General features: G+C 71.7%; 16 protein-coding genes and 1 riboswitch. Of the genes, 13 read left to right on the top strand and 3 right to left on the bottom strand.

Annotated elements, in window-relative coordinates; all coding sequences use genetic code 11:
- Positions 1-21 precede the first annotated feature (21 nt).
- Entirely contained in the window at positions 22-2,355 is a 2,334-nt protein-coding gene (locus O145_RS12400; RefSeq protein WP_043563473.1) for a 6-phosphofructokinase, read from the bottom strand.
- A gap of 38 nt (positions 2,356-2,393) precedes the next feature.
- Entirely contained in the window at positions 2,394-2,759 is a 366-nt protein-coding gene (locus tag O145_RS18295; protein ID WP_156966753.1) for a hypothetical protein, read from the bottom strand.
- A gap of 256 nt (positions 2,760-3,015) precedes the next feature.
- Here O145_RS18295 and sucC point away from each other — a divergent pair, with 256 nt between their 5' ends.
- From sucC to O145_RS12335, 12 genes are all read left to right on the top strand, one after another.
- Entirely contained in the window at positions 3,016-4,212 is a 1,197-nt protein-coding gene (sucC, locus tag O145_RS12390; protein WP_043563470.1) for an ADP-forming succinate--CoA ligase subunit beta, read from the top strand.
- Between the two features lie 3 nt (positions 4,213-4,215).
- On the top strand, positions 4,216-5,166 hold the full coding sequence (sucD, locus tag O145_RS12385; protein ID WP_043563468.1) for a succinate--CoA ligase subunit alpha: 951 nt from the start codon (positions 4,216-4,218) through the stop codon (positions 5,164-5,166).
- On the top strand, positions 5,163-6,836 hold the full coding sequence (locus tag O145_RS12380) for a cell division protein PerM (protein WP_052375115.1): 1,674 nt from the start codon (positions 5,163-5,165) through the stop codon (positions 6,834-6,836). Before sucD ends, O145_RS12380 begins: the two co-directional genes overlap by 4 nt.
- A gap of 261 nt (positions 6,837-7,097) precedes the next feature.
- Complete coding sequence (locus tag O145_RS12375) at positions 7,098-8,495, top strand: GntT/GntP/DsdX family permease (protein ID WP_043563466.1); 1,398 nt, start codon at positions 7,098-7,100, stop codon at positions 8,493-8,495.
- Between the two features lie 69 nt (positions 8,496-8,564).
- The gene (locus tag O145_RS12370) at positions 8,565-9,917 is read left to right on the top strand and encodes a D-serine ammonia-lyase (RefSeq protein WP_043563465.1); all 1,353 of its coding nucleotides are present in this window, start codon (positions 8,565-8,567) and stop codon (positions 9,915-9,917) included.
- A gap of 34 nt (positions 9,918-9,951) precedes the next feature.
- Complete coding sequence (locus O145_RS12365) at positions 9,952-10,644, top strand: helix-turn-helix transcriptional regulator (RefSeq protein WP_052375113.1); 693 nt, start codon at positions 9,952-9,954, stop codon at positions 10,642-10,644.
- A 6-nt stretch (positions 10,645-10,650) separates the two neighbouring features.
- Positions 10,651-10,736, top strand: a riboswitch (ZMP/ZTP riboswitch).
- Positions 10,737-10,789: 53 nt separating this feature from the next.
- Complete coding sequence (gene purH / locus O145_RS12360; protein ID WP_052375119.1) at positions 10,790-12,562, top strand: bifunctional phosphoribosylaminoimidazolecarboxamide formyltransferase/IMP cyclohydrolase; 1,773 nt, start codon at positions 10,790-10,792, stop codon at positions 12,560-12,562.
- An 82-nt stretch (positions 12,563-12,644) separates the two neighbouring features.
- A complete protein-coding gene (locus O145_RS12355) occupies positions 12,645-13,043 on the top strand; it encodes a hypothetical protein (RefSeq protein ID WP_043563462.1) in 399 nt (132 codons plus the stop codon).
- 156 nt (positions 13,044-13,199) lie between these two features.
- Positions 13,200-14,522 (top strand): dicarboxylate/amino acid:cation symporter, encoded by a 1,323-nt coding sequence (locus tag O145_RS12350; RefSeq protein WP_043563460.1) that lies wholly within the window; start codon positions 13,200-13,202, stop codon positions 14,520-14,522.
- 189 nt (positions 14,523-14,711) lie between these two features.
- The gene (locus O145_RS12345) at positions 14,712-15,701 is read left to right on the top strand and encodes a malate dehydrogenase (RefSeq protein WP_043563459.1); all 990 of its coding nucleotides are present in this window, start codon (positions 14,712-14,714) and stop codon (positions 15,699-15,701) included.
- 241 nt (positions 15,702-15,942) lie between these two features.
- On the top strand, positions 15,943-16,233 hold the full coding sequence (locus O145_RS12340) for a hypothetical protein (protein WP_043563458.1): 291 nt from the start codon (positions 15,943-15,945) through the stop codon (positions 16,231-16,233).
- Between the two features lie 153 nt (positions 16,234-16,386).
- Positions 16,387-16,749 carry a GntR family transcriptional regulator gene (locus O145_RS12335; RefSeq protein WP_043563456.1) on the top strand — a complete coding sequence of 121 codons (363 nt, stop codon included), beginning with the start codon at positions 16,387-16,389 and terminating at the stop codon, positions 16,747-16,749.
- A 28-nt stretch (positions 16,750-16,777) separates the two neighbouring features.
- Here O145_RS12335 and O145_RS12330 read toward each other — a convergent pair whose 3' ends face one another.
- Positions 16,778-18,250, bottom strand: coding sequence for a hypothetical protein (locus O145_RS12330; RefSeq protein WP_043563454.1), 1,473 nt, complete (start codon positions 18,248-18,250; stop codon positions 16,778-16,780).
- Between the two features lie 588 nt (positions 18,251-18,838).
- Here O145_RS12330 and O145_RS12325 point away from each other — a divergent pair.
- Positions 18,839-20,053, top strand: a 1,215-nt coding sequence (locus O145_RS12325; RefSeq protein ID WP_229118548.1) for a hypothetical protein, incomplete at its 3' end; no start/stop codon positions are given.

Genomic DNA, 20,053 nt, shown 5'->3' with positions numbered 1-20,053 from the left:
GCAGCCGAGGGCGCCGGTGCCTCACTCCGGGGCCGCGGCCGCGGCGGCGCTCACTGACGCGCCGAAGTCGGGAACGTCCTCCAGGGGGATGGCGCCCGCGTTCTGACTGACCAGGGCGATGGCCTCGCGCAGGCCCATCCACCACTGGTGAAGGGGGCGGCGCGAGGACAGGTCCAGCTCGTCGTTCATGCGCTCCAGGCGGTGGTGGGTGATCCGCCCCTGCGTCAGGCCCACGTAGCTGGAGTGGTGGGTCCCCGCCTCCAGCTGGTCCGACAGCAGGCGAAGAGCGTGCGCCACGAGCTTGGTGGCCATAATGCGGTCGAAGGCGGACGGGTCCCCGCCCTGCTGCAGGTGGCCGATCGCGGCATGGCGCACGTCGTACAGGCCGCGGCCCTCCTGGGCGAAGATCTTGGCGAGCACGTCCAGGGTGTAGTTCTCGCTCGCCCTCTCGTTGCGGATCACCAGGTAGAGCTGGCGGCCCGAGCGGAAGGACTCCACCATGCGCGCCGAGTCCTTGGCCAGCTGGGCCAGTGTGAGGCCGTCCTCGTTGAGGTAGACGCGCTCGGCCCCGGTGGCGATGCCGCTCATGAGGGCGAGGTAGCCGCACTTGCGGCCCATCGACTCGGCCACGAAGCAGCGGTGCGAGGCGGCCGCCGACTGCTTGATCGAGTCCAGTGCGCCGACGGCGTTGTTCAGGGCCGTGTCGGCGCCGATGCTCAGCTCGCTGCCCGGCAGGTTGTTGTCGATCGAGGCGGGCACGCAGATGATCGGGATCTTGAAGGCGGGGTAGCGGTCCCGCTCCGTGACCAGCTTGTGGGCGGACAGGTAGGCGTTGAAGCCGCCGATAATGAGCAGGGCGTCGATCCTGTGGGACTCGATGGCGCGCCCCAGCGCGTAGAGCTGCTCGATGGTGGGGACCTCGCGCCGCGTGCCGAGCTGGGCGCCGCCGTCCCCGACCCAGCCCTCGACGTCGTCCCAGCTCAGCTCGCGCACCTCGCCGTCGAGAAGCCCGGGAAAGCCCCCGTAGACCCCGAGCATGGTGAAGTCGTGGTCCAGCCCCAGGCGCACCGCAGCCCGCGCCGCCGTGTTCATGCCGGGGGCGAGGCCGCCGGCATGGATGATGGCGACTCGCTTGGGCTCGGCGCCGGACTGCCCGTGCGAGGCGGCGACGTCGGGGTCGAGCTCGGGGGGAGTGGACATGGTCTCGAAGATCCGCAGCATCTCCCCGAAGCTCGCGCCGCGGGCGGCCACGGCCCCCTCGTAGTCCCCGCCGGCCACGAGGTCCTTGACCGCCCGCGTGGCGCGGATCTGCTCCATCATGGGCAGGCGGGTGATGCGGTTGTGGCGCTCGGCGATAATGACCGGCTCGGAGTCCGGGGTGGCGGTGACCATCTCGTGGGCGGCCGCGCAGCCCAGCAGGGTCGACATCCACCGGTCGTAGGCGCTCGGCTTGCCTCCGCGCTGGACGTGGCCCAGGATCGTCACGCGCGCCTCCTCGCCCAGCTTCTCGGCCAGCACGCGTTTGACGTCGTCGGCGGAGATGCGGTTGCCGGACCGGTCGGTGGCGCCCTCTGCGACCACGACCATGGACTCGCGTCGCCCGGCCTCCCGGCCCTTGGCGAGCTTGCGGCACATGTCCTCCTCCCAGCCGCCGGCGGGCGGGAGCTCGGGCACCAGCACGTAGTCGCAGCCGCCGGCGACGGCGGCCATGAGCGCGAGGTAGCCGCAGTGGCGGCCCATGACCTCGACGATGAAGGTGCGCTGGTGGGAGGCGGCGGTGGAGGAGATGTCGTCGATCGCCTCGAGGATGCGGTGCAGGGCCGAGTCCGTGCCGATGGTCATGTCGGCCCCGACGAGGTCGTTGTCGATGCTGCCGACGATGCCGGTCACCATGAGCGCCGGATGGGCCGCGGCCGTCTCGGGGGGGATCTCGCCGCGCTCGACCAGCTCGGCGACGAGAGAGGGCCAGTTCGTGCGGAACACGTCGGTGCCGGTGAGGGAGCCGTCGCCGCCGATGACGACGAGGCGGTCGATGTCGTGCTCCAGCAGGTTGCGCGCCGCGGCCAGCTGCCCCTCGCGCTCGCGGAACTCCGCGGAGCGGGCGGTGCCGATGAGGGTGCCGCCGCGGTGGAGGATCGAGCCGACCGAGTCCCACTCGAGCGGACGGACGCTGTCGCCCCCGGCGACGGCGCCGGCCCAGCCCTCCATGACGGCGTAGGGCTGGGCGCCCATGCGCAGGGCGGCGCGGACGACGGCGCGCACGGCGGCGTTCATCCCCTGCGCGTCACCGCCAGACGTCAGAACACCGATCCTCACCGGTGCAGCAGTAGTGGTGGTGGCGGGCGCGGCGGTCATCGGTGTCCCTCTCTCGTGGTCCGGCTGGTCCGGTGCCCTCATTGTCCCCCGCCGGTGGGGCCTGCGTCACGCGGATGGCGGCGCTTTTCGTGCCGGTGCCGGCAGCCGGCCCGGGGCGCCCCGGATGCTGCAGTCGAGTCGCATCGGCTCTGCAGGCCCCAGCGAGCCGCGCCTGTTGGGCCGGTGGTGGGCCGGTGGCCCCGAGTCGATCCCTCGAGGAGGGCGCAGGCCCACCACCAGGGGTGGTCGAGATGATCCTTGGGGTTGGAGCCGCTGAAGAAGCCCGGCACCATAATGATGACAATGATGACGCTGCCGAGGGTGGCCACGAGCTCTCCGGCATGGCTTTCGACCTGTCTGCGGGCCTGCAGCGTCAGGATGTGGCCGTGGGAATTGTCGTCCATAGGGGCGTCAGGTGTACGACGGGGAGGTCTGACGCCGAGAGAGGCCACTACCTGCAGGCCCCATCATATTGATGACGCTGGAGCATACGTGCTCGGCACGTTCGGCTGCGCCCCGGGCGGCGCGTCCTCGACGCGCAGGCGCGCCATGATCGCACGAAGGGGCGGACCGGGACGTTAGGCTCAGTCCGGGAGGCGCTGGCGGCCCGCCCGCCCGGCCGCCTCGAGCGGCTAGAAACGATCCTGAGAGGACGAGCGCATGGATCTGTACGAGTACCAGGCGCGGGAGCTGTTCCGCGAGCACGGGGTCCCCGTGCTGGGCGGAGCGGTCGCCACCACCCCTGAGCAGGCGCGCGAGGCCGCGGCGGAGCTCTTCGGCTCCGGCTCGTCGCTGGTGGTCGTCAAGGCCCAGGTCAAGACCGGCGGCCGCGGCAAGGCCGGCGGCGTCAAGCTCGCGCGCAGTGCGGCGGAGGCCGAGCGGCGCGCCGCCGAGATCCTCGGTATGGACATCAAGGGCCACACGGTGCACACCGTCTTGATCGCCGACGGCGCCGATATCGAGGCCGAGTACTACTTCTCCGTCCTCCTGGACCGTGCCGAGCGCCGCTACCTGGCCATGTGCTCGCGCGAGGGCGGCATGGACATCGAGACCCTCGCCGCCGAGCACCCCGAGGCGCTCGCCCGCATCGCGATCGACCCCCTGACCGGCCTGACCGACGACGTCGCCGCGAGCATCGTCGAGGCCGCGGGCTTCGAGCCCGGCCCCACCGCCGCCCGGATCGCTGAGGTCATCGTCCGCCTGTGGGAGGTCTTCACCGCCGAGGACGCCACCCTCGTGGAGGTCAACCCCCTCGTCCTGACCGCTGACGGCACCATCCTGGCCCTGGACGGCAAGGTCACGCTCGACGACAACGCCGCCTTCCGCCACCCCGGGCACGCCGCCTTCACGAGCACCGCCGAGGCCGACCCGCTCGAGACCCGCGCCAAGGACGCCGGCCTGAACTACGTCCGCCTGGCCGGCGAGGTCGGGGTGCTCGGCAACGGCGCCGGGCTGGTCATGTCCACCCTCGACGTCGTCGCCGGGGCCGGCGAGCGCCACGGCGGCATGCGCCCGGCCAACTTCCTGGACCTGGGGGGCGGCTCCTCGGCCGAGGACATGGCCACCGGCCTGGAGGTGGTCGCCTCCGACCCGCAGGTGCGCGCCATCCTCGTCAACGTCTTCGGCGGCATCACCTCCTGCGACACCGTCGCCGCCGGCATCCTGACCGCGGTCGGCTCCCTGGAGGGCCTCGACAAGCCGATCGTCGTGCGCCTGGACGGCAACAGCGCCGAGGAGGCCCGCCGGATCCTCGCCGAGGCGGCCCTGCCGGGCGTCACCGTTGTCGAGACCATGGACGGCGCCGCCGACGCCGTCACCGCTATCGCCCACGACACCGACACCGCGCAGGGGGCCTGAGCCATGAGCATCTTCCTCACCGAGAACGATCGCGTCGTCGTCCAGGGCATGACCGGCTCCGAGGGCCGCAAGCACACCCGCCGCATGCTGTGCGCCGGCACGAGGGTCGTCGCCGGCGTCAACCCGCGCAGGGCCGGCACCGCCGTCGCCTTCGACGTCGCCCCCCTCGGCCCGGGAGCCGGGCCGAGGGGCGTGGTCGCGGGCACCGTCGAGATCCAGGTTCACGGCACCGTCGCCGAGGCCAGGGGGGCCACCGGCGCCGCCGTCTCCGTGATCTTCGTGCCCCCGGCCTTCGCAAAGGGGGCGATTATCGAGGCCGTCGACGCCGGCATGCGCCTGATCGTCGTCATCACAGAGGGCATCCCCGTGGCCGACGCGACCTACGCCCGCGCCTACGCCGCCGACCGCGGCGCGCAGATCATCGGCCCCAACTGCCCGGGCATCATCTCCCCGGGGCGCTCCAACGTCGGCATCACCCCGCCCGACATCACCGGCCCTGGCCCTATCGGCCTGGTCTCCAAGTCCGGCACGCTGACCTACCAGCTCATGCACGAGCTGCGCGACATCGGCTTCACCACCTGCATCGGCATCGGCGGCGACCCGGTGGTCGGCACCACCCACATCGACGCCCTGGAGGCCTTCGAGGCCGACCCGGACACGCACCTGGTGGTCATGATCGGGGAGATCGGGGGGGACGCCGAGGAGCGCGCCGCCGCTTACATCCGCTCCTCCATGACCAAGCCCGTGGTCGCCTACGTCGCCGGCTTCACCGCCCCGGAGGGAAGGACCATGGGTCACGCCGGTGCCATCGTCTCCGGCTCGTCCGGCACCGCCCGGGCCAAGAAGGCCGCTCTGGAGGCCGCGGGCGTGCACGTGGGGCGCACGCCCAGCGAGACCGCGGCCCTCGCCCGCGAGCTGTACAGGAAGACCGCCGGCGCGGCGGGGCAGATGTGAGCGCCGGCGACACCCAGGCGCGACGGGACCGGGTCGTCTCGGAGGCCGCCGGGACCGCCCGCGCCGGCTGGCTGCGCCGGGTGGTGCCCGCCGACTGGCCTTTCGCGGTGCGCGCGGGCGTGGAGTCGGTCCTGGCGGGCTGGCTGCTCGTGGTCGTCCCCACGCTGGCCGTCTTCGCCGCCACATCCTCCATGGACGCCGCCGCGGCGCTGTCCGTGGGCACCGCCCTGCGCACCGCCACCGGCCTGTGGGGCCTGGGCCTGGGCGGGCAGTGGGGGAGCGCGGCGAGCCCCGACGGCGCCGTCGGCCTGCCGCTGCTGGGCCTGACCATCATCCAGGCGCTCATCACCCGGTGGTCGGTACGCCGCTCGCGACTCGTCCGCCTGATGTCGGGGCTGTGGGCGGTCCTGACCGCGGTGGCGAGCGCGGCCCTCATCGCCGCGGCGTCGAACCCGGCGGGCTCGCGCCTGTGGACGGCGGTGCTGGGGCTCGGCGTACTGACGGCGCTCATCACCTTCGGCCACCTGCAGCGCGCCGGACGGGGCTGGGCGGGCATGGCCCGGTGGTGGGGGCGCCGCCCGCGCTGGGCGGACCCCGCCCTCGCCCTCGTGCGCAGCACGGCCCTGGCCGTCGCGGCACTGGTCGCCGTCGTCGCGGTGGCGGCCGTCATCACGGGCGCTGGGCGCGTCGGACGTCTTCACGACGCCCTGTCCGCCGGGGGGCTCGTGGCCTCCGCCGGGCTTGTCGTGCTGCAGGCCGGGTGGGCGCCGACCCTGCTCGTGTGGGCGCTGGCGTGGCTGGCCGGCCCCGGCTTCGCCGTGGGGACGGGCACCCTGTTCTCCCCTGACGTCGTCATCGCCGACGCCGTCCCCGTCATGCCCGTGCTGGGGCTGCTGCCCACCGCACCGCTGGGGGCCGTGGGCGTCTACCTGCCCATGGTCATCACGCTCGCCGCCATGGGCGCGGCCTGGCGCCGACGTCGAGAGCTCCTCGGGCTCGAGCTCAGCGAGGCCCTCCTGGCCGCCCTGGCCGCGACCCTCATCGTGACGCTCGGCTGCCTGGCCCTCGCCCTGGGGGCCTCCGGGCCGATCGGTCCCGGCAGGCTGGCCCGGGTCGGCCCGCACCCGGGGTACCTGTGCCTCTTCATCGCTCTGGAGGTCGGGGTCGGACTCGTCGCCGTCGCGGTCCTCACCCACCCCACCACCCACCACCGGCTGACCTCCCGCAGGGCGACGGCGGCCGCCGGCGCCTCCGCGCACGGTGCGCGCGAGCGGAGGCAGGACGAGGCCGAGCCTCCCCGGGACCGGTCCGCCGCCCGTGAGTCCCGCCGCGTCCGCGACGACGGCGAGGGCGCCAGCAGGACGGACGGGGCCGGCCGGGCCGAGACGGCCGAGGAAGGGAGAGGGGCGTCGACCGAGGCCGGGAACCGCCGTCGCGCGCAGGCCGGTGCGGGTCCGCGACGCGAGGCGAGGACGGGGCAGGTCCCGCCTCATCGGGCGAAGGCCGGCGCGGCGAGGCGCCGGGCCGCCGGCGGCGAGGCCGAGCCGGTAGCGACGACCAGGAAGATCCCCTCTCCCGGGGCGACCTTCACCGGCTCCGGGCGGAGCCCCTTCGCGGGGTGGCGCGAGCGGGCGCAGGCCGCCGACTCGGCCTCCGCTCGGGAGGACTGAGACCCCCGCGCGGCCGGGCCGCTACCGGGCGCTCCTGTGTGCGCTGGGACGGCGCCGGCGCGCGGAGAGGGGCGCCCCTCTCCGCGCGCCGATGACTGCTGACCGGCATCTGGGGCGGTACGTCCCGACGCTTGATACATTTTTATCAGATCGATAATCTTCTATCACTACGATCGGGGCGAGCCGTGCGCCAATGCGCGGCCACCGCCGGAGCGACGAGGCTCCGTTTATGAGCGTCCCCCAATTCTGCAAGGAACATCTATGTCCGCACCGGCACTGATATGCGTACTCATTGTCGCCATCGCACTGATTGTGGTGCTGATCGTCAAGGTCAAGCTTCACCCCGCTCTCGCACTGACACTGGCCGCCTTCGGCGTCGGCATTGTGACCGGCACGCCTCTGGACGCCCTCGGCGACACGATCGAGGCCGGTGTGGGCGGGACGCTCGGCTTCCTGGCGCTGATCATCGGCTTCGGCTCGGTCCTCGGGAAGATGCTTGAGGTCTCCGGCGGCGCCGAGCGGATCGCCAACAGCCTCCTGCACTGGCTGGGGCGCGATCGAGCGACCTGGGTCATGATGCTCATCGGCTTCATCGCGAGAATCCCGGTCTTCGTGGAGGTCGGGTTCGTCCTTCTCGTGCCGCTCGTCTTCGTCATTGCCCGGCAGGCCAAGATCTCCGCCATCAAGGTCGCTGTCCCGCTGGTGACATCCCTCATGGTCGTGCACTGCATCGTGCCGCCGCACCCCGCTGCCACCGCGATCGCCGGCACCCTGGGCGCGGACGTCGGAAAGGTCATCGTCCTCGGCCTGCTCGTCGGCCTGCCCTGCGCCGCGGTCGGCGGTCCCGTGTTCTCGTACTTCGGCATCAGGGGTGCTGTCGCCACTGCCGTCACAGCGGGCAGGCTCGCCGCGGACGGCGAGGCGGGAGACGCGGAGGCTGAGGAGGCGGCTTCGGGGAGGCGCCCTGAGCAGGCTCCTGAGCCGGAGGGGAGCCTGCCCGGCTTCGGAATCACTCTCTTCACGATCCTGCTGCCCCTTCTCATCATGGTCGGGCGCACTGTCCTGGTGCAGGCGCTTCCCGAGAGCAACGGAGCCCTGCCCGTCGTCAACCTCATCGGCAACCCGATCACCGCGCTGCTCATCGCGGTCTTCTTCGCATACTGGTCGCTCGGTCTCAGGCGGGGTGCGGGAATGAGCGACCTGCTCGACCTGACCGACGGGTCCTTCGGGCCGATCGCGGGGATCCTTCTCATCATCGGTGCGGGCGGCGCCTTCAACGAGGTGCTCATCGCCTCCGGCATCGGCGACAGCATCGCCCGCCTTCTTTCGGCGCTGCCCGTGAGCCCGGTCATTCTCGCCTGGCTCATCGCCCTTCTCCTGCACTTCGCGGTCGGCTCCGCCACTGTCGCCATGATCAGTGCCGCTGGAATCGTCCTGCCGATGGTGACCAACGACCCGTCTCTGTCCCCCGAGGTCATGGCCATCGCCATCGGCGCCGGAGCGATCGGCCTCACGCAGGTCACCGACTCGCTGTTCTGGCTGGTCAAGGAGTACCTGGGCATGTCGGTCCAGCAGACCCTGCGCTCCCTCACCCTGGCCACGAGCTGCGCCTCCGTGGTCGGCCTCATCGGCACCCTTCTTCTCAGCCTGGTCGTCTGACCCGGTGCGCCGCCCGCGACCGCTGAACCGATCACCAACGACATGCAGCAACACGAAAGGAATCCCGTCATGACTGACGCCCTCATCCACGGTCGCACCAGCGAGGAGTGGACGCAGGCCCTGCCACTGATGAAGCCCTTGACAGCGATGACCGAGACCAGCTGGTTCAACCCCGACATCCTCGGCGCCGCCGACGGTCTCGCCGAGGTGGGGCTCACGCGCACGGACATTGAGGACGCCGCCGCGCGCCTGAAGCGCTTCGCCCCGTACCTGGCTACCGTCTTCCCCGACACGCGTGCGACCCTGGGCATTGTGGAGTCCCCGCTTGTCGCGGCTCCCGCGATGCAGGAGGTCATCGAGCGCGACGCCGGTCGCGCCATCCCCGGCCACCTCTGGCTCAAGCTGGATTCCGAGCTGCCGATATCCGGGTCGATCAAGGCGCGAGGCGGGATCTACGAGGTGCTCAAGCACGCCGAGGAGCTGGCCGTCTCGGCGGGCCGGATCAGCCTCGACAACGACTACGCGATTCTCGCCCGGCCGGAGCTCACCGAGTTCTTCTCGGGCTACTCGGTCGCCGTGGGCTCCACCGGCAACCTGGGTCTGTCGATCGGCATTATGAGCGCCAGGCTGGGCTTCCAGGCCTCCGTCCACATGTCCTCCGATGCGCGGCAGTGGAAGAAGGACATGCTGCGCGCCCACGGCGTCGAGGTCGTCGAGTACGAGTCGGACTACTCCGAGGCGGTCAAGCGGGGGCGCGCGCAGGCGGAGGGGGACCCGACGTGCTACTTCGTGGACGACGAGAACTCCCGCAGCCTGTTCCTCGGCTACTCCGTCGCCGCCCACCGCCTCGCCGGCCAGCTCCAGGCGCTCGACGTCACGGTCGACGACCGGCATCCGCTCATCGTCTACCTGCCCTGCGGGGTCGGCGGGGGGCCCGGAGGCGTCGCCTTCGGGCTCAAGGCCGAGTTCGGCGACGCGGTCCGCGTCGTCTTCGCCGAGCCGACCCACTGCCCGTCGATGTTCCTGGGCGTCTACACCGGCCTTCACGACGCCATGAGCGTGCAGGACTTCGGCATTGACAATGTCACCGCCGCGGACGGGCTGGCCTGCGGGCGCCCCTCGGGCTTCGTCGGTCAGGCCATGCAGCACCTCATCGACGGGTTCGTCACCGTCGACGACGATCACCTCTACACCCTGCTGGCGCAGCTGCACGAGTCGGAGGGGATCGACATCGAGCCCTCCTCGACTGCGGGTCTTGTGGGGCCGGCGCGCGTCGTCGAGGACGCGGAGTACCGGGCCCGGCTCGGTCTGGATGATGAGACCCTCGCCCGTGCGACCCACATCGCCTGGGCCACAGGTGGCAGTATGGTGCCGCGCCCCGAGATGGGGGAGTACGTGCGCAGGGGCTCCGGGCTGCTCTGACCCGCTGGCCGACGGATGACATGGAGGGATGCGGATGCGAGACGACAGCGAGATCATCGCCTCCTACATCCCGCTCGTCTCCTTCCTCGGCGAGGTCGTGGGGCGCAACACCGAGGTCGTGCTTCACGACCTGGCCGACATCGACGCCTCCGTCGTGGCGATCGTCAACGGCGAGGTCTCCGGACGCACCATCGGCTCGCCCGCCACCGACCTCGTGCTGCGCGAGCTCGAGGAGGACTCCGGCGAGCAGGTTCCCTACCGGGTCCACTACACCGCGCGGGCCGGGGGACGGACGCTCGCCTCCTCCTCATTCTTCATACGCCGCGACGGCCGACTCATCGGGATGCTCTGCGTCAACACCGACCACACTCTCATGAGGCGGCTGGAGTCGCTGGTTGCCGAGGTCTCCGGGCTCTTCCCCGGCGCCGCCGACGCGGGCGCGCCCGTGAGCCGGGAGACCCTCGTGTCCTCCATCGACGGCATGGCGGCCGAGGCGATCGACGACGTCGCCCGCCGGCGGGGCACGAGCCGGGACCGCTTCAAGCCCGAGGAGAGGCTCGAGGTCGTCGCGGACCTGCACGCCCAGGGCTTCTTCCAGTTCAAGGGCAGCATTCCCGTGCTCGCCTCGGCCCTCGGGGTCTCCGAGCCGACCGTCTACCGCTACGTGCAGTCCGCGCGGTCGCGGGAGAACGACGCCGGGGAGAAGCGGGCGGGCGCAAGCGGCTAGACTGCGACCGGTCGCGACTGGCGAGGGTGGGGCACCACCGGGGAGCGGCCACCGATCACGAGCAGGGGACGTCGCCCGCCTGGGCGTCCCCGCACCGATCGCACCAGGAGCGCCAGTGACCACACAGCCCCAGCCGGCCGTCCCCATCCAGAACGTCCCCGCCGAGGGACCGGCCGCCCCGGAGCGGGTTCCCGTGCGCCGGGCCCTGATCTCCGTCTACGACAAGACCGGACTGGTCGAGCTGGCCGCCGCCCTCGTCGACGCCGGTGCCGAGATCATCTCCACCGGCTCCACCGCCGCCGCCATCGCCGGTGCGGGCCTGCCGGTCACCTCCGTCGAGGACGTCACCGGCTTCCCCGAGTGCCTTCAGGGACGGGTCAAGACCCTGCACCCGGCCATCCATGCCGGGATCCTCGCCGACCGCCGCAAGGCCGAGCACATGAGCCGGATCACAGAGCTGGGCACGGCCCCCATCGACCTCGTCGTGGTCAACCTCTACCCCTTCTCCGACACCGTCGCCTCGGGCGCCCCCCTCGACGCCTGCGTCGAGCAGATCGACATCGGCGGGCCCGCCATGGTGCGCGCCGCCGCCAAGAACCACTCCGGCGTCGCCGTGGTCACCGACCCCGCCGTCTACGGCGAGGTCGCCGCCGCCGTGCGCTCCGGCGGCTTCACCCCGGCCCGGCGCCGCGCCCTGGCCGCGCGGGCCTTCGCGCGCACCGCCGCCTACGACGCCGCCGTCGCCACCTGGATGGCCGAGCAGATCGAGAACGACGCCGCAGCAGGTGCGGCGGGCGCGGCGGATGGTACGGCGGACGTCGCCACGGGTGCCTCAGCAGCAGCGCCCGAGGCCGCCGGATCCGCCCCGCCCGCCTACGTCGGCGTCGGCTACGAGCGCCTGGCGCACCTGCGCTACGGGGAGAACCCGCACCAGCGCGCCGCCGTCTACCGCGCCCCGGACGAGACCGGGGGAGTGGCCGGGGCCCGCCAGCTGCACGGCAGGGCCATGAGCTACAACAACTACACCGACACCGACGCCGCCCTGCGGGCGGTCTACGACCACGGCGACGGCACGGACGGCGCCGCCGCGGTCGCCGTCGTCAAGCACGCCAACCCCTGCGGCATCGCCGTCTCCGCCGCAGGCGACGTCGCCGAGGCGCACCGCCGCGCCCACGCCTGCGACCCCGTGTCCGCCTACGGCGGCGTCATCGCCGCCAACGCCGCCGTCACCGCGGCGATGGCCCGCCAGATCAGGCCTATCTTCACCGAGGTCGTCGCGGCCCCGGCCTTCGAGGAGGAGGCCGTGAAGATCCTGTCGGCCAAGAAGAACCTGCGCCTGCTCGTCGTCGAGCCGCCCGAGCGGGAGGGCTACGAGATCAAGCAGGTCTCCGGCGGCGCCGTCATCCAGGAGCGGGACGCCTACCAGGCCGGCGACGACGACCCCGCCGCCTGGCGGCTCGTCGCCGGCCCGGCCGCCGACGAGGCGGCCCTCGCCGACCTGCGCTTCGCCTGGCGGGCCATCCGCTCGGTGCGCTCCAACGCCATCCTGCTGGCCAGGGACGGGGCGACCGTGGGCGTCGGCATGGGGCAGGTCAACCGGGTCGACTCCTGCAGGCTGGCCGTCGAGCGCGCCAACACCCTGGGGCCCCGCTCCACCGGCGACGCCGCCCCGCAGGCTCCCGAGGGGGGCGACGCCGCCGCGGTCCTCCGGGCCGCGCCGCCCGAGCGCGCCCGCGGCGCCGTGGCCGCCTCGGACGCCTTCTTCCCCTTCGCCGACGGCCTCCAGGTCCTCATCGACGCCGGCGTGACCGCCGTCGTCCAACCCGGCGGATCCATCCGCGACGACGAGGTCATTGCCGCCGCCCAGGCGGCCGGCGTCACCATGTACCTCACCGGCTCCCGCCACTTCGCCCACTGACGGCCCCCGGCGCCCCGCGGCGCCTCCGCGGCGGCAGCACGGTGCCCGGTCACCGCCTGCCGCCCCGGCGTCGCCCGCTACGATGACGGCCGTGAGCCAGGACCAGAACACGCGGCGGACCGCCGATGCGCACTCGCCGGCGGGCAGGCCGCAGATCTCGGCCGAGGACGCCTGGACCAGGGCGGGGCTTCCCGTCGCCCGACCGCCCGCCAAGCACAAGGAGCCCTACCGGACCCTGGCGGTCCTCGCGGTGGCGGTCGGCCTGGCGGCGGTGCCCGTGATCTCCCTGCTGGGTCACCGGCGCCTGGCCATCGTGTGGCTCGGCATCGGCGTGCTGCTGGTCTCGCTGCTGCGCCTGCAGCGGCCCGATGGCACCTGGATGGCCGCGCGCGGGCGCCTCTTCGACGTCGTCTTCGGGATCATCCTCGCGCTGGCGCTGCTCGCCCTGACCTACTACGCGGACCTGCCGCGGGTCGTGTGAGGCCGCAGGCGCCGAGCCGGACGGCGCCTGCGGGCGGACCAGTCCGCGAAACAGGGACGGCCCGAAAATGCTCCTGTGGCATGCTGCGGCGCAGCAGGGCGGTACCCCACCGCCTGCACCCGCCCGAAAGGCAGTTCCGTGTCACATCTCCGCAAGATGCTCTCGGCCGGCGGCATCCTCGTATGGGTGCTCCTCGCCATTGTCCTCTCCCTCGCCCTGGGCAGTATCAGGATCGGCGGGGGCCCGCTCATCCCGCAGGCCCTGGGGCGCGTCTTCGCAACGTTCTCCGGGCTGTTCAGCCAGTTCCTGTCCTTCGCCATCCCGCTGATCATCATCGGCCTGGTGACGCCGGCGATCGCCGACCTCGGCAGGGGCGCCGGCAAGTGGCTCGGCATCACGACGGCGATCGCCTACGGCTCCACGCTCTTCTCGGGATTCCTGACCTACATCGTGTGCACGGCGCTCCTACCGCGTCTGCTGGCGGGCACGGCCCTGTCGGAGGTCAAGGAGCCCGGTAGCGCGCTGGACTCCTACTTCAGCATTGAGATGCCGGCGCCCGTGCCCGTCATGACGGCCCTGCTGCTGTCCTTCGTCCTCGGCATCGGCCTGTCGATGGTGCCGCGCGGCGTCCTGCGCAAGGGCTTCATCGAGTTCCGCGCCATCATTACCAGGCTCATTGAGCGGATCATCATTCCGCTGCTGCCGCTGCACATCTTCGGCATCTTCCTCAACCTCACCTACACGGGCGAGGCCTGGTCCGTCATGCACGCCCTGCTGCGGGTCGTGGTCGTCGTCCTCGTCCTGGAGATCGTCATCCTCGGTGCCCAGTACATCACGGCCGGCATTGTCGGCTCCAGGAACCCGGTCAGGGCGCTGGCCACCATGATGCCCGCCTACCTGACGGCGCTGGGCACATCCTCCTCGGCCGCGACCATCCCCGTGACGCTGGCCCAGACCAGGAGGAACGGCGTGTCGGACGCCGTCGCCTCCTTCACCGTCCCGCTGTGCGCCACCATCCACCTGGCCGGCTCGACATCGAAGATCTTCGCCTTCGCCTTCGCGATCGTGCTCACCCAGGGCCTGACCGTCTCGACCGTGCAGTGGGTCGGCTTCATCTTCATGCTCGGCATCACCATGGTCGCCGCTCCGGGTGTGCCCGGCGGCGCCATTATGGCGGCCACGGGCCTGCTGTCGTCCATGCTCGGCTTCGACGACGCCCAGGTCGCCCTCATGATCGCCACCTACATCGCCATGGACTCCTTCGGCACCGCCACCAACGTCACCGGCGACGGCGCCATCGCGATCGTCGTCGACCGCCTCGCCGGCGGACAGATCGGGGACGACGGCGACCCGGAGAACGCCCGCGAGCTCTCCTTCGACGGCATGAGGTACCTCGACCGCGTCAGCGTCGAGGGCGTCGTGAGCCCCGAGGACCTGGCCGGATCCACGGGGGCGGCCGGATCCGGCGCCGTGAGCTGAGGGCGGCCCGGCCCCGGCGCGGCGGGCAGGGGCCGGGCCGCCCGGCGTCGGCACGCGGACCCGTATGACCGGGATTACATGGACGGCGAAACCATCGTCCGGGTCATCACCGGTCCGCCACCGTAGGCTCGTGCCGTGGGCTGCGCCGCTCGCGGCCCGAGTGACACCTCATCCTCTAAGGAGTCTCCTATGGCCAACGCGCCCATTAACATCGCCGTCACCGGTGCGGCAGGCAACATCGGTTACGCCCTGCTCTTCCGCATCGCCTCCGGCGCCCTGCTCGGCTCCGACCAGCGCGTCAACCTGCGCCTGCTTGAGATCCCGCAGGCCGTCAAGGCCGCCGAGGGCACCGCCATGGAGCTGTTCGACTCCGCCTTCCCGACCCTGGGCAGCGTCGACATCTTCGACGACCCGAAGCAGGCCTTCGAGGGAGCCAACATCGCCTTCCTCGTCGGCTCCATGCCGCGCAGGGCCGGCATGGAGCGCAGCGACCTGCTGTCCGCCAACGGCGGCATCTTCGGCCCCCAGGGCGAGGCGCTGAACGCCGGTGCCGCCGACGACATCAAGGTCCTCGTCGTCGGCAACCCGGCCAACACCAACGCGCTCATCGCTGCCTCCCACGCCAAGGACATCCCGGCCTCCCGCTTCACCGCGATGACCCGCCTGGACCACAACCGCGCTCTGGCCCAGCTGGCCGCCAAGGCAGGCTGCCACGTCACCGACCTCGACAAGGTGACCGTCTGGGGCAACCACTCCTCGACCCAGTACCCCGACATCACGCAGGCCACGGTCAAGGGCGCCCCGATCACGGACATCCTCGCCGACCGCGCCTGGGTCGAGAAGGACTTCATCCCGACCGTCGCCAAGCGCGGCGCCGCCATTATCGCCGCGCGGGGCGCCTCCTCCGCCGCCTCCGCCGCCTCTGCCGCCATCGACCACGTCCGCGACTGGTGCCTGGGTGTCAAGAGCTATTCCTGGACCTCGGCCTCGGTCATGTCGGACGGCTCCTACGGCGTGCCCGAGGGGATTATCTCCTCCTTCCCCTGCGTCTCCGAAGGCGGGCAGTGGACGATCGTCGAGGGCCTGGAGATCGACGAGTTCTCCCGCACCCAGATCGACGCCTCCGTCAACGAGCTCCTGGGCGAGAAGAAGACCGTCGCTGAGATGGGCCTGGTCTGACGGTCCCGAACGGGGCGGGCGCCGCCCTGCGCCGGTAGCTCGCTCGGCCGTCGGGGCGGCCGGGCGGGCTGCGCCCCCGGCCGCGGGGCCGACCGCCCCGACGTCGTCGTGAACGCGAAGAAGGCTCTCCCGGGGGCTGCGCCCTCCCGGGAGAGCCTTGCGTCGGTCCGGCTGCGGAACCCGGGCTGCCCGCACGACGTCGGCCGGGTGCGGCGGGGTCGGACTCGGATAGGGTCGGGCCATGGCACGACGCAGCTCCAAACGTCCCTATCGCGCCGGGCACCGTCCGCTCGACCCGGGGCGACTGGGCGCCATGCCGCGTACCCAGGTCGGCCCGGGAGGCGCCGACTTCACCGTGCGTCGCCTGCGCGGCAGCGACAAGCCCTACACCTGCCCCGGCTGCAATCGGAGCATCGCGCCGGGCACGCCGCACGTCGTCGCCTGGTCGAATGAGTCCCTCTTCGGGCCCGATCGCGGCCTGGAGGAGCGTCGTCACTGGCACACGGCCTGCTGGGAGCGCCGCCTGTGGTAGGCGCCTCGCGAGGGCTCCGCCGGGCGCCGTCACGGCGGAACAAGGAACCGCGGGGTCCCGAACGGCGGGGCTGGTTGACTTCAGCCGGACTTACTGACAACTTATGACCTGTCTCAGGATGCGGAAGCCAGTGATGAGGCGCACACTAGGAACATGGCCGTCCCTATCCGCCTGCGCATCACTTTGGACCCGGACTCCTCGGAGCCGGTCTTCGCACAGATCTGCTCCGCGATCCGTGTCGATGTCACCTCGGGCCGGCTGACCGCTGGGGTGCGTCTGCCGACCACGCGCGCCCTGGCGGCCGAGCTCGACGTCGCCGTCAACACGGTCGCCAAGGCATATCGCGAGCTGGAGCTCGAGGGAGTCGTCGAGGGGCGCGGCCGCCACGGCACCTATGTCATGGACCTCGCCGACACCGCTGCCGAGCGGGAGACCATGCGCTTCGTGACGACCATGCGCAACCTGGGCATGACTCGCGAGGAGACGCTGGCCCTTGTCCGCCGCGCCTGGTCGTGACGCGGCGGACAAGGGCCGCCGGCTCGGCTCAGCGGCGCTTGCGGCCGCCCATGCCCATCAGGTCCTCCTGAAGGGACCTGGAGTCATCGCCGTCGGCGCTCGCCTCGGGGGAGCCTGCGCTCTGCGAGGACTCGGGGGAGCCGGCACTGCCCGCGCTGCCCGGGGTCACGTCGGACAGGCCGGCGGCCTGCGGGACGCCGGTTGCCAGCGCAGCGCTGATGACGTCGGAGAACTCCGGGGCCTGCGGCATGACATTGCCGAGCACGCTGCGCATCTCCTCGAGGTAGCTGGCGACCGAGTCGCGCTGCCGCTCGAGCTCCTTGATCTGGCGCATCATGGAGGTCTTCTCGACCTCGGCGTCGGCGCGGGCGTCCTCGAGCAGGGCGGTTGCCTCGAGGCGGGCCTGGTTCAGGGTGTCCTCGGCCAGGCGCGTGGCCTCCTCCTGGCGGGAGCGAAGGGTGTCGTCCACCTCGGAGCGGACGGCCTCCGCACGGGCGAGGGCCTCCTCGAGCCGGGCCTCGGCCTGCGCAGCCTGCTCCTGCGCCTGCTGGTTCATCTCCTCGATGTGCTGACGCGCGGCCTCGTGGGCGGCCGAGTCCTCCTCGGCCGCCGTCTCGTGCGCCGCGGCGATCTCGAGAAGCGCCTGCTGGCGCAGCTCCGTGGCCTCCGACCGGGCGGCCTCGGCCTCGGCCGTGCTCGTGCGCCGCAGCGCCTCCGCCTCGCTGCGAGCGGCGGACAGCAGGGAGTCGGCCTCGGCGCGCGCCTTGTCCACCGTGATGCGGGCCTCCTCGGCGGCGGTCGCCGTCACCGAGTCGGCCTGGTCCTGTGAGGAGCGCCGCAGCGCGTCGGCCTCGGACTCCGCCGCCTCCCTGGTCTCGCTCGCCTCGCGCTCTGCGGTCACGGTGAGCTCGGCGGCAGACTTCTTGGCCGCGGCCACCGTCAGCTGCGCCTCGCGATCGGCCGACGACCGGGCCTCGGTCGCGCTGGCCTTGGCCTCGGAGACGATCTGGTCCGCCTTACGCTGCGCGGAGGCGACGAGCTCGTCGGCCCGGGCCTGGGCGTTGGCCAGGATGGTGGATGACTCGGCCTCGCTGTGGGATCGCAGCTCGGCGGCCTCCCGTCGAGCGTCGGCGACCATGGTGGCGGCCTCGGAGGAGCTGCGCTCGGACAGGTGGGCGGCGTTGGCGCGCGTACGTGCCAGGAGCGCGTCGGCCTCGGCGTTGGCCTTGGAGAGCACCGACGTGCTCTGCTCCTCGGCGCTGCGCAGCAGCTGCTCGATGCGCGAGCCGAGCCCGGCGTAAGTAGGCTTGTCCGCCTCGCGCAGGCGACGCTGAGCATCGGCAAGCTCGCCGGCGAGCGTCATAGCCCGCTGATCGAGACTGGCGACCTCACGTTTGGCATCTCCCAGCTGGCGGGATAGCGCCTTGATGCGTTGGTCGACCTGGGTACGGTCGTACCCGCGCATGGTGATGGCGAACTCCTCAGAAGACCCCTCGGCCACGTCACTCCTCCTTCTGGCGGGCCGCCACGGCCCGCTGTCACCCAATCGTAGCCATGAGGGTATCGCTCGCGCCTAGGTCCTGAGGACTTGATGGTGGGCGAATTATGCTTCGTTGGCGAAGAGAATCCGGTGCGACACGCCGGGGAGACGGCTCCTGCGCCGAAGGGACGGGAGTTCGCGGGGCGGCGTCGGCCCACAGCGCCCGCGATTTCCCCCCGACTTTGAGGAAGGTCACGTCGCGAGCCGGCGGCCGCCGAGCGCGATCGTCGTCGGCGGCCTGTCGCTGCGCCGGGTCGGCGCCGATGCTCCGCCTACGACGCCGGTGCGGCATCGTAGGGGCGGGCCAGACCCGGACGCCGTCAGCCGCTGTCAGTCGCTGTTAGTCGCGGCTAGACGCTGCGAGATAACGCTGGGCACGGTTCTTCCGCTGAGGGCGCAGGACCTGTGATCTTCGGCGAGGCTCCTCGCACGGACGATAGGAACATGCGATTCTGGGCGACGTCTGCATCCAGGCTCTGTGGCACTCACACCTGGTGCAGAGGCCGGTGACAGCGGCGCCATGTCCACGACCTTGAGGAGAGTCACGTCGTGAACCGACGGATCTTGAGCGCGATCATCGCCGTCCTTGGCCTGGTCGCCATCGCCTTGGCCGTCTGCTCCGCCACGATCTGGCGGCCCGGCACGACCGCGGAGGCGACTCTCGCCTCGGCCCCCACCCAGAACTACGTCGTCACACAGCCGGGTGTCCTCAACCGGGTCGACTCCGAGACCACTATTACCGCGACGGCTGCCTCTGACGACCAGCAGGTGTTCATCGCCGTCGGGCACTCGGCCGACGTCAATGCCTGGCTCGCCAACGACCCTTACGTGTCCGTCACAGGCCTGGACAGCTGGACGGCGCTGTCCGCGACCGATGTGACGACCAGATGCGGTGATGAGGCCGCGCCTGCGTCGTCGTCGGCTCCCAGCGCCTCCGCCGAGGCGTCGCCGACGAGCGCTCCGAGCACCGACGAGAACGGCTGCACCGTCCTGGAGGCCTCCAGCGCCGATCCGAGCACATCCGATCTGTGGGTGGCCACCGCTACGGGCACGGGCACTGCCACGCTCAACTGGGACGTCAACGACACCGACCTGGTCATGCTGGCGGCCACCGACGGCTCCTCGCCGGCGCCGAACATCTCGCTGTCCTGGCCGCGCAAGGTCTCGACGCCCTGGCTCATTCCAGGACTCATTGTCGGAGGGCTCCTGCTTCTCGTTGGCGTCTTCCTCTTCCTCATCGACATCCAGATGCGTCATGCCGACCGGCAGCGGCGTGCCCGCTCTGCTGAGCGCGCCGCCCGGCTTGCGCAGGCCGACGGCGTGGCCACGGCGGGAATCCCGCAGATCGGCGACCCCAACCGGCCTCTGTCGCGCAGAGAGACGCGGGAGAAGGAACGGGCGGCCGCCGAGGGGGAGGAGTGGATCGACCCGCGCACCGGTCGCGTCTACCTCGGCGGCGTGGAGGCGCCCGATGTGCCTCAGGCCTCTGAGCAGGAGACGACCTTCTACGGCGAGTCGCCCGACTACCAGGACTATCAGGGAGGATCGGCCGACGAGGGCGTTTTCCCGTACGGCGGTGGTGTCCCCGGGATGAACGCCGGTGCGACGTTCGAGGACCCCGGCCAGTCCGAGACACAGACGCAGCAGGCCCTCTCCGACTTCTCCGGGTCGAGTTACCCGGACTATGACTACGGCACTCAGCCCGAGGGGCAGCAGGGCTTCCCCAACACCAGTGGCCAGCAGCCCGAGGGACAGCAGGGCTTT

Source organism: Actinomyces israelii DSM 43320, from assembly GCF_000711965.1.
Taxonomy (GTDB): Bacteria; Actinomycetota; Actinomycetes; order Actinomycetales; family Actinomycetaceae; genus Actinomyces; species Actinomyces israelii.
Note: the sequence above shows the minus strand (reverse complement) of the source record. Positions and strands in the feature narration are given on the sequence as shown.